Raw genomic sequence first — 12,783 nt, forward strand, 5'->3', positions numbered from 1 at the left:
CCATGGTAGAGGGTAAGACCGACCAAGCGGCACGCTCACCCGTACCAGGCCAACGCTCATAGGTGGTGAGTGCGATCACTTAGGAACGCTCACGCGGCTTTAGTCTCACATCAGGCACGTCGTCAGATAGGACGTGACCCATGCGCATCAAGGAGGGTTCGACATGGAGGTCATCATCTGCTCCGATGAGCAGGCCGTCGGGCGGATCGCCGCTGACCGGATTACAAAGGTATTGAGTCGGGCCGAGACTCCGGTGTTAGGGGTGGCGACTGGATCGACCCCGCTGACGACTTACTCTTCTCTGGCCGCTCTCGCAGCGGAAGGTAAGGCTGACTTTACCGGTCTGCGCGCCTTCGCCCTTGATGAATATGTCGGGCTTCCTGCAGACGATGAGCGTTCCTATGCCGCTACCATCCGCCATACCGTCACCGAACAGTTGGGGCTCGATGCGGCGAACGTCCACACCCCCGATGGCATGGCCGATGACCTCGACGCTGCCTGTGCCGCCTACGAGAAGGCCATCCGGGACGTCAACGGGGTAGACGTTCAGATCCTCGGCATCGGGGCGAATGGGCATATTGGTTTCAATGAGCCCACCAGTTCGCTGTCTTCGCGCACTCGCGTGAAGACCCTCGCTGAGCGTACTAAGGCCGACAACGCCCGCTTTTTTGAGAGGGGGGAGAAGGTGCCAAGCCATTGCGTCACCCAAGGACTCGGCACGATCATGGATGCCCGCAATGTCGTGCTATTGGCCGTCGGCGCCAACAAGGCTGATGCGCTAGCAGGAGCTGTCGAGGGACCGGTTTCAGCGATGTGTCCCGGGTCGGTGCTGCAGTTCCACCCACACGTTCTGGTGATCGCCGACGAGGCTGCAGCCTCGAAACTCACTATGGCTGAGTACTTCCGGTGGACCGATTCTCAGCGAGGTGGGCTCTCCGGAGCGATGTGAGATTCAGCGACGCTTCCGGCCCGGTAAGTATCCTCGGTTATCGAATTTCGAAAGAACTGTGAGTGGTGGACCGCCGTTAAGGCTTGTAGCCTTGTATGGCGGTCCATTGACCGTCATGACCAGAAGGAGTGAGCCAGAGATGCCAACCGGAAAGGTGCGTTTCTACGACGCCACCAAGGGGTTCGGTTTCCTGACGAAGGACGGCGGCGGTGACGTGTACGTCAACGCTTCCGCTCTGCCCGCAGGGGTGAACGCCCTGAAACCCGGTCAGAAGGTTGACTTCGGGATTGTTGAGGGACGTCGAGGAGAGCAGGCCCTGTCTCTGCAGATCGTCGAGACCCCTGCATCGTTGTCCAAGGCGAGCCGCAAGAAGCCGCAAGAGATGGCGGTGATTTGCGAGGACCTCATCAAAATGCTCGACAAGATGGGCAATGGTTACCGGCACGGACGTCACCCTGATCCGCGCACTGCCGTCGCGGTGGCCAAGATGCTTCGTGCGGTCGCTGACGAGTTGGAGCTGTGATGACACAGGTGACGTCGAAGCCGCGCACTGCGACCCGAGTTGTCAAGGCTGATGTGACCATTGCGAAGGCTGTTGATCAGGCCCGGGAAGCTGCCGAACGTCGTGCCGGTGATTTCGGTGTGGGTGAGCACGTCGGGACTATCGCCGAGGATGAGCGTGTTCTGACTCACCTGTTCGAGTGTCCGCATCCCGGCTACCGGGGATGGCGCTGGGCCGTGACGATGTCGCGCGCTCTACGTGGCCGTAACGTCACTGTTAATGAGGTCGTTCTCATCCCTGGTGAGGATTCCCTGCTGGTCCCTGAATGGGTGCCGTGGCGTGACCGGGTGCGGGCAGGTGACATCGCCGCCGGCACCATCATGCCGACCGCCGACAACGATCCGCGTTTGGAACCTGGCTACACCGGCGGTGAATTGGCTGCAGATGAGGACCCAGCTGAGTGGGCTGCCACTCGCGCTGTCGTCTCCGAGTTGGGGCTAGGGCGTGAGCGACTGCTGTCGCGAGAGGGCCGTGACTCCACTGCTGAGCGCTGGTTTGCTGGTGACGGCGGTCCGGATAACGCGACGAGCCGGCATGCGCCAGCCAGTTGCGTGACGTGCGGGTACTTCGTGCGTCTGCAACATTCCCTGGGATGGGTTTTTGGGGTGTGCTCGAACGAGTTCTCTCCCTCCGACGGCTCGGTGGTTCATGTCGACCATGGTTGCGGAGGCCACTCCGATGTCGTTGAGAAGCGTCGGGGGATTGAGCTCCCAGAGCCGGTTTTTGACACCATTTCGATCGACGAGTCGTTGTTCGACTGAGTCATCTCGCTTGCAGGAATCCCGGCCTGCGAGCGAATTCAGGAACGTCGCCAGCAATATGCGCTGCCGAGAACACCTAGGCCGGTACCCGTCAGGCAGATCCATAGCCAGTCGCGGTAACCACTCTCGGTGAGACGGTCGAGCATGATCCAGCAGATAAGAGATGCCATTGCGAAAGCGATAGTTCCCACGATGCCGACCGTCACCCCGTTTTCGTCAATGGGGGCGACGTTCGCCTGGGTAAGCAGGTGATGGTTGGACACGGCCCCATCGTAATGCCCTGCAACATTGCCGTGACACGTCATCCCTAGAATGCCTCCGTGCCTAGCAACACCACATCAGTAAGATCCGATCATTGGTTTCATTTGACAGAACGTGGCTCGACGAGGTCACGTGAAGTTCGCGGCGGCATCGTCACCTTCTTTACGATGGCTTACATCCTGGCCCTTAACCCTCTTATCATCGGCACCGCAGCAGATAAGAATGGCAAGCTCCTCAATGGAGCGCCAAAGTTTCTTGACGCTGCCGGCACCACCCTCAATACCGCTGGTATTGATGACAACAAAATCATGGTAATGGCCGTGACCGCCTTCGTGGCTGGCGTCATGACGATTGCCATGGGTATCTGGGGACGATTCCCGATGGGTATCGCAACAGGCTTGGGCATTAATTCTTTGCTGGCCTACGTCGTCGCCCCGACGATGAGGTGGTCTCAGGCTATGGGCTTGGTTGTTTGGGAGGGCATCCTCATCCTGGTGTTCGTCCTTACTGGCGTCCGGGAAATGATTTTCCGGGCCGTCCCGAATTCCTTGCGTTCGGCGATCAGCGTCGGAGTTGGCCTGTTCATCGCTTTTGTCGGATTCGTGGATTCTGGTGTGATTCGCCGCGGTTCGGGTACCCCTGTCACTCTGGGAGTTGGTGGCAGCTTGGAGGGGTGGCCAATCCTGCTGTGCCTGTTTGGTTTCCTGCTGCTGGTGGTGTTGCATCAGCGTCACGTCAAGGGATCCATGCTCATCGCGATCATCGGCACCTCGTTGGTGGGGGTGGTCATCGAAACCATGGGAACCATTGGCGCGCAGAGTGACAAGAACCCCACTGGCTGGGCTCTCAACGTGCCCCGTCTGCCCGCAGCCTCGGATTTCCGCTGGCCTGACTTGGGCTTGCTTGGTCATGTTGACCTTTTTGGCGGGTTCCTTGCCGACGGCCACTTCCGAATCGGTGTCTTCCTGGGTACCTTGCTGGTGGTGTTCTCCCTGATGCTCGCTGATTTCTTTGACACCATGGGGACGGTTGTCGCGATTGGTGACCAGGCTGGCATCCTTGACGAGACCGGCAACCCTGAGCACTTCAAGGGAATCCTCGTCGTTGATGCCTTGGCTGCGGTCGCCGGCGGTCTTGGGTCAGCATCGTCGGCAACGGGTTACGTTGAATCGGCTGCTGGCGTGGGGGAGGGGGCCCGCACAGGTATCTCTTCCATCGTCACCGGTCTGGGATTCCTGTTGGCGATGTTTCTGTCACCGATCGTGTCGATCATTCCTTCTGAGGCAGCCGCGCCGGTGCTCGTTTTCGTCGGGTTCCTCATGATGGCTCAGGTCACGCACATTGACTGGAAGCACGTTGAGGAGGGCCTACCAGCCTTCCTGGGCATGGTGCTCATGCCGTTCGCCTACTCGATCACTACGGGTATCGGAGCTGGCCTCATCATGTTCTGCATCACCAAGGCCATCGCTGGTAAGGCTCGCAGCGTGCACCCCCTGCTGTGGGTCGTTGCCCTCCTCTTCGTGGTGTACTTCAGCCAGTCCCTTCTTATGAGGCTGTTTGGTCAGCTCTGAGACCAGTAGGGTGGGCGCCTTCGACAGTGTCCGGCTGCCAGACCACTAAGAGGTCTGGCGCCGGGCGGCCCAGGTCTACGGCAAGGTGCTTCCACCCCGGGTAAGAATCGAGGAACTTCAGCACGGCCTCAGCCTCACCTCGTCGTGCAGACGGCACTGTGCCAATGACCTTTGACAGCTCAACCCAGGTGGCTAGTATCTGAGCGGTGTCGACGTAACCAATCTTCATGCCAGGTGCTGGTCGTAATGGAATCTGGGGGTCCCCACTCATGAGCCGCTTGAGCGAGTAGGCGCTGGGTAATCCAGCCGCTGCCAGATCACAATCCAACTCTTCGGAGCGCGCCATCGACATGGGAATTTCAGTCCACCCCCATGACAGATGGGTAAGCCAATCACTAACAAGCCGCTAGCACCGTGCCAACCGATCGGATTCGATATAGTGCCCGCGGACGAGGTCTTCGACATCGTTGGGGGTCGGCCATCCGGTTGGCAGCATCGGACCTTCAACGTTGGGCTGGTAGAGCGGGTGGAACGTGCTGCGCCACCTCGACCGACGGTGGTGATGAACGGGCACGCTAAGGCGAGCCTCGGTCCACCTACGTAGTTTCATGGCGAGACCCTCGTCGGCCCCGAATATGTCGCGAACTTCGTCGATCGCGATGGCGTTGAATCTCAACCCACCCATAGCGACAGGGTATAAGACAGCGGGTCGGCATAAGGTGTCGTCCATGAATTCACGCTCCAGACAGCACATCATCAGCGGGGTTCTCATCATCCTCGTGTTCCTCGTCGTGATGGGATCCCTGCTGTGATAGGCCGGCCCGACATGGCAGGATGTGACATTGTGACCCAACGATCCCGGACCCGACTTCGCGTCTCTCGAGCTGCGAGCGCGTTCCTGGCGCTCGGATGCGCTTGGGGGTTATCGGTCGGTCCTGCAGCAGCTGCTGGCCTCACCGTCAGCACGGGTGAGAAGCTTGGCACCCTTGTAGGTATGGCTGCCGATCTTAATCATGACTGGTACTGGATCACCGATGGTTCCTCGTCAACGGTCCGTTCTTTGCTTGCTCTCGACAGGTCGGGCAAAGAAGTTCACCGGGTGGCATGGGAGCCAGCCTTCCACGACGTCGAGGCGATGTCGTGGGCTAACGGTGTGCTGTACGTCGCTGACATTGGTGACAAGAAAGCTCGGCGTCATGGCATTCGGGTGGTGTCCCCAACCTCGACGACAGCTAAACAGTCCGCCTATTACGAGTGGATGTTCACCTATCCGGACGGTGCTCACGACGCCAAAGCCTTGTCCGTCAGCCCCAAGGGGAGTTTTTACATCATCACCGACGGTCCGCACCCTGCGATTTACCGAGGCGGTCCTCAGGTGAGTCGCACCGAATCGAACCCGCTCGAAAAAGTGGCGGATGCTCCCGCTGGGGTCAAGGACGCCACATTCTTGCCAGACGGGTCACGAATGGCCATACTTACTGGGCACGAGGTGCGCATCGTTGACGCCTACTCCTGGAAGACAGTCGCCAACGCGGCCTTCTCCGGCGGTCAGGCCATCACGACGGACACCACTCAAAAGACTCTGGAGATTGCGACCTCAGGTAACAAGGTGAAGGGGATCAAGTTCCCAACAACTTTGACTTCGATCACGCCGACCCCGTCACACACTCCAAAAGTCAAGGCAGCGGCTCCCCACGCTAACGGCAAACCGACATCCAAGGCGCGATCAGGAACTCTCATCGCGGTGATGGGGGCGGTTGCAGTGGCGTTGTGCGCCGGCGTCATCACCTTCTTCTACGGCCGCTCCCGTGACACCACCTGGCGCCACCGCTAGTCGTGATGTTCGAGCAGCCAGTCCAGGCATGCCGTCAAAGCTTCGACGTCGCTCGGCTCAATCGAGCTGAAGGTCGCGCCCCGGATCTGATTGCGCCCCAGTTTGCGGTAAGGCTCGATGTCCAGGATGCCGTTTTCGCGGGCACGGGCGCACAGGTGCGCGGCGTCGATGGACTCGTCGATGTCGATCGTTACGACAACCGGGCTGCGTAGCGTCAGGTCAGTGACGAAGGGGGTCGTCAGGGGGTTGTCTTCGGCCCAGCGGTAGAGGATTCCTGACGTTGACGCCGTGCGTAACGCAGCCCACGCCATACCGCCTTGATCGAGTAACCACCGGCACTGCGCCTCTAGCATGACGAGGGTGGCCAAAGCTGGGGTATTAAGGGTCTGGTCGGCTCGCGAGTTCGTCACCGCAAGGCTTAAGTCGAGCATTTGGGGCACCCAACGGGCCGAGGATGTCACTTTGTTCGAGCGTTCGATTGCTTCGGGTGACAGGATTGCAAGCCATAATCCACCATCTGAGGACAGATTTTTCTGCGGTGAAAAGTAGTAGGCGTCAATGGTTGAGATATCCGCCGCGACGCCACCGGCAGCCGAGGTGGCGTCGACGAGGACGAGGGAGTTGTCGTCAATGTCACCAGGCCGCTGGACTGGTGCCACGACACCGGTGGAGGTCTCGTTGTGGGCCCAGGCATAGGCGTCGACGCCGCTGACAGCCTCCGGTAAGGCGAGCTCGCCAGGTTCGGCGTGAAATACGGCGGGGTCGGCAAGAAAGGGAGCACGCTGCAACGCCGAGGAAAATTTTCGCGTGAATTCGCCATAGACACCGATGGCAGCTCGGTTTTCGACGAGGCAGACGGTCGCCATATCCCAGAACAGGGTGGCCCCACCATTGCCGAGTGCCACTTCATAGTCGGCTGGCAAGTTATACAGTTCGGTTAACTCTTCACGGATCGCCGCGACCATGTGACGGACTGGTGGTTGGCGATGGGAGGTGCCCATCACTGATCCTGGTTCGGACAGGCTGGCTACCACCTCACGACGGATTCGAGACGGTCCACAACCGAATCGGGGGTCGGAGGGTAAAAGGTCACGGGGAATCCTCGGCTGAGCCATAATCCGATCTTCGCAGATCATGTAGTGCATAACAGCAGAGTTCACGCTGTGATCGTGTGGCAGGATGAGGGGAACCGGGCTAGGAGGCATAGATGATCACCCGCATTGCTTCTCACCACGTCGTCGATCGTGATGGCAGGGATTCACCAGCGACGATCACCGTCGAGGCTGGACGCATAAGTGACGTCAGCGAGGGTATTGAACCGAAAGCCGAACTCGTTGACGAGTGGATCTTGCCGGGATATGTCGACACCCACTGTCACGGTGGCGCCGGTGCTGACTTCACCGATCCTGATTCCAAGGCCGCTCTACGTGCCGTCCATTACCACCGCAGCCAGGGATCGACGACTCTGTTTGCTTCGACGGTGACTGCGGCAATTGACGACGTCGTCACGCAGATTGAGCGACTTCGTCGACTCGTCGACCTTGACGAGATCGCCGGCATCCACTTGGAGGGGCCGTTCCTGGCTGAGTCGCGGAAAGGGGCCCACGCCGTCGAGCTGTTGTGTGACCCAGATCCGGCATCTGTGGATCGGCTCATCGAGGCTGGCGGTTCGGCTCTCAAGATGGTGACTATCGCCCCGGAACGTGCGCACGGCTTGGAGGCGGTGGCCACCTTCAGTAACGCGGGGGTACACGCTGCTATCGGTCATACCGAATGTGACAACACGACGGCTAGCGCTGCAGTCGACGCCGGAGCAGACGTCGTGACCCATTTGTTCAATGCGATGCCATCCATCCATCACCGAAAGCCCGGTCCGGTGCCGCCGATGCTCACTGATTCTCGGGTGGTCTGTGAGCTCATCTGCGATGGCGTCCACTTGGCCCCGGACGTCGTTCGGATGGCGATGTCGACCGCCTGCCCGAAACGCATCGCCTTGGTGACCGATGCTATGAGCGCGACCGGTCAGCCTGACGGCGACTACATTCTGGGTAGTTTGCCAGTGAAAGTTGTCGATGGGCGCGCCCGGTTGTTGGCTGCTGATGGTTCGCTGGGAGCGATAGCGGGATCGACTCTGACGATGGGTCGAGCGGTCGAGTTCGTTACTTCCGTCGTGGGTGTCCCGTTGGGTCGGGTTGCCGTCGTGGCGGCCACAACACCGGCCAGAATCCACGGTTTGGATGAGGTTGGCGCCATCGAAGAGGGCCGCTGGGCTGACTTGTGTCTCACTGACGCGAGGGGTCATCTGGTGCGCGTCGTTCGCCGCGGTGAGACAATCTGACGGCTACCGCGGTTGATTGAGCACTAAACTTTCCTTGCAGGGGGTCGCTCGGGCGTGAGCAATGACGCCCGAAAGATTGTTGATAGTGAGCTTGTCCAATGGGCAGGCGGCTAGCGTCGCCCTTCGGCTGCGAGGGCGGGGAAGAGGTGGCACCGTGAGCAGTGAGCTCGTTGACACGACGGAGATGTATCTGCGGACTTTCTACGAGCTGCTCGAGGAGGGCGTCGAACTGCGTCGGGCCCGTATCGTCGAGCGATTGCACCAGTCTGGCCCGACTGTCTCCCAGACCGTGGCTCGTATGGCGCGTGATGGCCTCGTAGTCGTCGAGTCTGATCGCTCGATCTCGCTGACCCAAGAAGGCCACGACGTGGCCCAGACTGTTATGCGCAAACATCGTCTGGCCGAATGTCTGCTTACCCAGGTCATTGGCCTTCGCCCCGATTTGGTGCATGACGAGGCATGCCGGTGGGAGCACGTCATTTCTGGCGAGGTTGAGAAGCGACTCACGGGGCTCCTTGACAACCCTGATGTTTCTCCGTACGGCTGCCCACTGCCGCCTGAACAAACTGGGTGTTGTCCGGATGGTTCCGTCCGCTTTCGTGACGACTCCATGCCCTTAGACGAGGTCATCGCCGAGGTTGGCTGTCCGGTCAGTGTGACTGTTACCCGGTTGTCAGAGTTCTTCCAAGCTACAGAGGGCAATCTCGCGGACGTTTACGCGGCCGGCTTATTGCCGGGTAAGAGCATTGAGGTCGATGATGACGCCGATGGTATCCGGTTGACCGGCTCTGAGGGTTCTGTCGTCGTCGATCCAGGGATCCTCTCGGGCCTATTCGTCGCTCAGAATTCCTGAGTCACGGTGACTGCGCCGCAATGAGTGTGCCTCAAACCCTGTGGCCCAGTCAGGTACTGAACTTGGACCAGATCGCCGCCCTCTGTGAATCAGGCTGGTACGACACCGCTGATTCCATGTTGAGAATGGTGCACGCATCTGAGTCTGACAATCCTCACCTAGTGCAGGCCGCTGCCGTAATGGCGGTAGCTCGCCGAGTCATGACTTTGGACGCTGAGGATTTTGAGGAAATTGGTGACGCCTTGCCAACCGATCTGCGATTCCGCCTTATTGACTCCGGTTTTCCGCACCATCCGCGTGCCGCAGCGAGAGGAGCGCTCGGTAGCCTCGTCCCTTTATACGAGCTTATGCTTGAGGTCCTTGACATCCGGATGCATCGTGAGGAGCCTCAGCAGGTCGTTATGGTCTGCCACATCCTGGGTGAATACTTAGCGCAGTTGGCCTGGCAACCGGTCTTAGGCGACGGCGGGGACCCTCTCACCCTTCCCGGCAAGGTTGGCGAGAAATGGGGTGGTGATGGTCAAGGCTGTGCCCACACCTCCGCTATGAATGCCACCGCGCGGCGCAGTCTGCATGCTGCCCAGGGAGACGAGGAGGGGTATACCTCGTACCTTGACAAATTCCACTCTCGGCTGGGGGAGGCCCTCGGAGTGTGCGCCATGAACCATGCCACTATCAGTGCCGGTGAGCGTCCCGACGTTGGCATCACCTGTCCTGCACCGTGCCAGTGGGCCTTGACTGGGACCCGGGAGGAGCGCAGAGCCCTTGACGCTCGGGTGCGTCTGGCTCGGATTTTCCAAGAGTCTGGCCTGGTGGCCCTGCGTCATCACGCCCCGGTGGGTCATTTCTTTGGGGTGCCGTCGGGCAGCGAGATCGGACATGCGTGGGTGACGACGTGGAACAAGCTCAACGAGCAGTGGGCTGATGGCTCCAATCCAATGCTCGACCCGTCGGCTCCGGGGTATGATGTTGATGTCTCTGACGAGGCGTTGCCTGGGATGTCCCGGGTGGTGTCGGTCATCGCTGCGCGGCCGATTCGAGCTGGTCATTTGCTTCAAGATTTGGGTGCCACCGCAATTGCCGAGTTGAAGGCTGCTTGAGATCCCGTTAAGTGCGGGTGCGTCGGGGAATAGTTCGGTGCTTGTTGCTGTTTGATGACGTACGGGCCGAGGCGCCACGGCGTTGCGGTCGACCGAACCTAAGCGATTACCGGGAGGTACAAGGTGACAACCGTCGCATTGACCAAGGATAATTTCTCCTCGACCATCGATTCCAACGATGTCGTTCTCATCGACTTCTGGGCATCCTGGTGTGGGCCGTGTCAGCGGTTTTCGCCGATCTATGAGGACGCCAGTGGACGTCACTCGGACGTGACCTTCGCCAAGGTCGACACCGAGGACCAGCAGGAGCTGTCTGCCGGTCTGGAGATCACTTCCATCCCGACGATCATGGCCTTCCGCGCCGGATACCTTGTCTTCCGTCAGTCTGGTCTGCTGCAGGGTCGTCAGCTCGATGAGCTTATTGAGAAGGTCAAAGAGATCGACGTTGAGGATCTCAAGAAGCAGGCTGCGGCCCAAAGCCAGGGCTGACACCGGGTTTTCCATATCCCGCTGAAACGCGGGGTTCCAGGCCGGCGGCAGGGTGGTAACGTCCTGCCGTCGGCCTGTCTTTCGTCGTATCTCATAAGAAGCGATGGGGCGGGTCGTGGTGCCGAGCGCAGTGGTGCGTAGGCTGACCATGCCGTTCCTAGGAGTTATCCGTGACATCGAGAATCGAGGTGGCTGAGCTCGTCGAGACGACGCAGCCGGCCGGCCCGAAGCGCCGTATAGGTGTGGTGGCCGCAGTCGCTACCCTGGGCTCACTGCTTTTCGGCTACGACACCGGAGTGATTTCTGGCGCGTTGCCCTTCATGTATCTGCCCCATGGCGCCGGCGGTCTGGCGCTGACGTTGGGACACGAAGGTGCCATCGGTGGCACGCTTACCCTTGGCGCGGCTTTCGGCGGTCTCGTGGGCGGCATGATGAGCGACCGCTGGGGTCGTCGTCATAACCTCCTGACCCTGGCTGTCCTCTTCATCGTGGGAGCCTTGGGCACTGCCGTTTCCCCCAGCGTGTGGGTGATGCACCCCTTCCGAATAGTACTCGGATTCGCCGTAGGGGCGGCCTCAGCGACAGTGCCGGTTTACCTGTCGGAGACCTCACCTAAGCGGCTGCGTGGTCGGATCGTCGCGCTTGACCAGTTCATGATCGTCTTTGGGCAGCTGTTGGCTTTCTCCGTCAATGCCGCCATTTCAGCAGCTCACGGAGGACCCAGTTTGACGGTAACGGCGGATCCGTCGCGACGGCTGGCTCCGGGGACCTATTCGTGGGACACCCTGCAGGCCATGACGACCTCCCATGGCGGAACGATGAGCGACGAGGCTTTCCACGCCTTCCTCATGCAGCTGTCGGTGCCCGCCGGATCTGGTGGAGCGTGGCGGTGGATGCTAGTGGTATGCACCCTGCCCGCTATCGTGCTGTGGATCGGTATGAGGAGGATGCCCGAATCGGCACGTTGGTACTTGAGTCACGGTCGGCTCCGGGAGGCCATTGCATGTCTAAAGCAGGTGCGCGTCGAAGGGGTTGATGAGCCTGTCGTCGATGAGGTCACTGAGATGGTTGAACTCAACGGTGAGGGCGGCAGGCTCAGCCATCGTCGGCAGTGGGCGGCCGTGATGGAGTCACGGTGGACGCGTCGCCTTTTGCTGGTCGGGGTCCTCCTTGCTGCGGTTAACCAGACGACTGGCGTCAATACCGTCATGTACTACGCCCCTAAGGTGCTGGAGTTCGCAGGGATGAGCACCCAGGCGTCGATTATCGCCCAGGTGGCCAACGGTGTGATGTCTGTTATTGGGGCCGCCGCAGGCTTGTGGCTCATCGAACGGTTTGGCCGTCGTCACCTGCTTATCTTTGATGTCACCGCGGTCGGGGCGTGTCTTCTAGGCATTGCGGCCACGTTCGGGTTGGCGATTGCTCCTCATGTGGGTAGAGAGGTCCCGAAGTGGGCGCCCGTCCTCGTGCTCGTCCTAATGAGCATCTTCATGCTCATCGTGCAATCCACCAACGGCACAGTGGTGTGGACCATGCTTGGTGAGATGTTCCCGACCCGGATGCGCGGAGTGATGAACGGTGCTGCAGTATTTTGCGAATGGCTGGCGAATGCGACCATCACGTGGACCTTCCCAGCTATGCTCGCAGGGCTCGGAGGCGCGGGAACCTACCTGACCTATGGCCTAGTAAACCTTGTCATCGCGTTGGTCCTCGTTAAGGTCATGCCGGAGACGAAGGGGCGCTCATTAGAGGAGATCGAGGTCGAGATGAAACGGCGCTACGCCTGAGGGCGGACCGATTTTTACTCCCTACGGTCTCAGACGGCAGGTGGGAAACGTTTTCCCTTGCCGGGAGCGATTTGTATGGCGGCCCCGATAGGATTCGAACCTACGACACATGGTTTAGGAAACCACTGCTCTATCCCCTGAGCTACGGGGCCATGCCCACAAACGGCCCTACTAGACTAGTCCGGCAGAGCTGGCTGAACCAACTTCGAAACCTTTGTCGTCGTGGGGTGGGTTGTCCACTTGGTGATCGCATGTCGCCCGGGTGACTACCCAGTCCG

12 protein-coding genes, 1 tRNA gene and 1 pseudogene are annotated in these 12,783 nt (G+C 60.0%); 10 read left to right on the plus strand and 4 right to left on the minus strand.

Annotated features, from left to right (window positions below):
• Positions 1-163 precede the first annotated feature (163 nt).
• From nagB to F1563_RS07665, 3 genes are all read left to right on the plus strand, one after another.
• A complete protein-coding gene (nagB, locus tag F1563_RS07655) occupies positions 164-949 on the plus strand; it encodes a glucosamine-6-phosphate deaminase (protein WP_002528824.1) in 786 nt (261 codons plus the stop codon).
• Positions 950-1,088: 139 nt separating this feature from the next.
• A complete protein-coding gene (locus F1563_RS07660; protein ID WP_007433356.1) occupies positions 1,089-1,472 on the plus strand; it encodes a cold-shock protein in 384 nt (127 codons plus the stop codon).
• Positions 1,472-2,272: a DUF3027 domain-containing protein gene (locus F1563_RS07665; protein ID WP_002528822.1), complete on the plus strand. Its 801-nt coding sequence runs from the start codon at positions 1,472-1,474 to the stop codon at positions 2,270-2,272. The genes F1563_RS07660 and F1563_RS07665 overlap by 1 nt, the downstream gene beginning before the upstream one ends.
• Positions 2,273-2,310: 38 nt before the next feature.
• Here F1563_RS07665 and F1563_RS07670 read toward each other — a convergent pair whose 3' ends face one another.
• Positions 2,311-2,577, minus strand: coding sequence for a DUF2530 domain-containing protein (locus tag F1563_RS07670; RefSeq protein ID WP_002528821.1), 267 nt, complete (start codon positions 2,575-2,577; stop codon positions 2,311-2,313).
• Positions 2,578-2,700: 123 nt separating this feature from the next.
• On the opposite strand from F1563_RS07670, the gene F1563_RS07675 reads away from it, so the two are divergent.
• Positions 2,701-4,104, plus strand: coding sequence for an NCS2 family permease (locus tag F1563_RS07675; protein WP_002528820.1), 1,404 nt, complete (start codon positions 2,701-2,703; stop codon positions 4,102-4,104).
• Here F1563_RS07675 and F1563_RS14205 read toward each other — a convergent pair.
• A pseudogene (locus tag F1563_RS14205) lies at positions 4,079-4,789 on the minus strand (hypothetical protein). The gene F1563_RS07675 and the pseudogene F1563_RS14205 overlap by 26 nt on opposite strands.
• A 309-nt stretch (positions 4,790-5,098) precedes the next feature.
• On the opposite strand from F1563_RS14205, the gene F1563_RS07690 reads away from it, so the two are divergent.
• Positions 5,099-5,938: a hypothetical protein gene (locus F1563_RS07690; protein WP_002528817.1), complete on the plus strand. Its 840-nt coding sequence runs from the start codon at positions 5,099-5,101 to the stop codon at positions 5,936-5,938.
• Here F1563_RS07690 and serC read toward each other — a convergent pair.
• Positions 5,935-7,098: a phosphoserine transaminase gene (serC, locus tag F1563_RS07695; protein WP_172623617.1), complete on the minus strand. Its 1,164-nt coding sequence runs from the start codon at positions 7,096-7,098 to the stop codon at positions 5,935-5,937. The genes F1563_RS07690 and serC overlap by 4 nt on opposite strands.
• 47 nt (positions 7,099-7,145) lie before the next feature.
• Between serC and F1563_RS07700 the strand changes: the two genes are divergently transcribed.
• The 5 genes from F1563_RS07700 (at position 7,146) to F1563_RS07720 (ending at position 12,505) form a co-directional block, all read left to right on the plus strand.
• On the plus strand, positions 7,146-8,276 hold the full coding sequence (locus F1563_RS07700; protein WP_149302628.1) for an N-acetylglucosamine-6-phosphate deacetylase: 1,131 nt from the start codon (positions 7,146-7,148) through the stop codon (positions 8,274-8,276).
• Positions 8,277-8,430: 154 nt separating this feature from the next.
• Positions 8,431-9,129 (plus strand): metal-dependent transcriptional regulator, encoded by a 699-nt coding sequence (locus F1563_RS07705; RefSeq protein ID WP_036958465.1) that lies wholly within the window; start codon positions 8,431-8,433, stop codon positions 9,127-9,129.
• Positions 9,130-9,149: 20 nt separating this feature from the next.
• Positions 9,150-10,229, plus strand: a complete 1,080-nt coding sequence (locus F1563_RS07710) for a hypothetical protein (protein WP_002528813.1) — start codon at positions 9,150-9,152, stop codon at positions 10,227-10,229.
• 123 nt (positions 10,230-10,352) lie between these two features.
• Complete coding sequence (trxA, locus tag F1563_RS07715; protein ID WP_002528812.1) at positions 10,353-10,718, plus strand: thioredoxin; 366 nt, start codon at positions 10,353-10,355, stop codon at positions 10,716-10,718.
• Positions 10,719-10,888: 170 nt separating this feature from the next.
• The gene (locus tag F1563_RS07720; RefSeq protein ID WP_002528811.1) at positions 10,889-12,505 is read left to right on the plus strand and encodes an MFS transporter; all 1,617 of its coding nucleotides are present in this window, start codon (positions 10,889-10,891) and stop codon (positions 12,503-12,505) included.
• Between the two features lie 76 nt (positions 12,506-12,581).
• Here the strand turns inward: F1563_RS07720 and F1563_RS07725 are convergent.
• A tRNA-Arg gene (locus F1563_RS07725) sits at positions 12,582-12,657 on the minus strand.
• Between the last annotated feature and the right edge of the window lie 126 nt (positions 12,658-12,783).

The sequence above is a fragment of the Cutibacterium modestum genome, assembly GCF_008326345.1.
GTDB classification, from domain to species: Bacteria; Actinomycetota; Actinomycetes; order Propionibacteriales; family Propionibacteriaceae; genus Cutibacterium; species Cutibacterium modestum.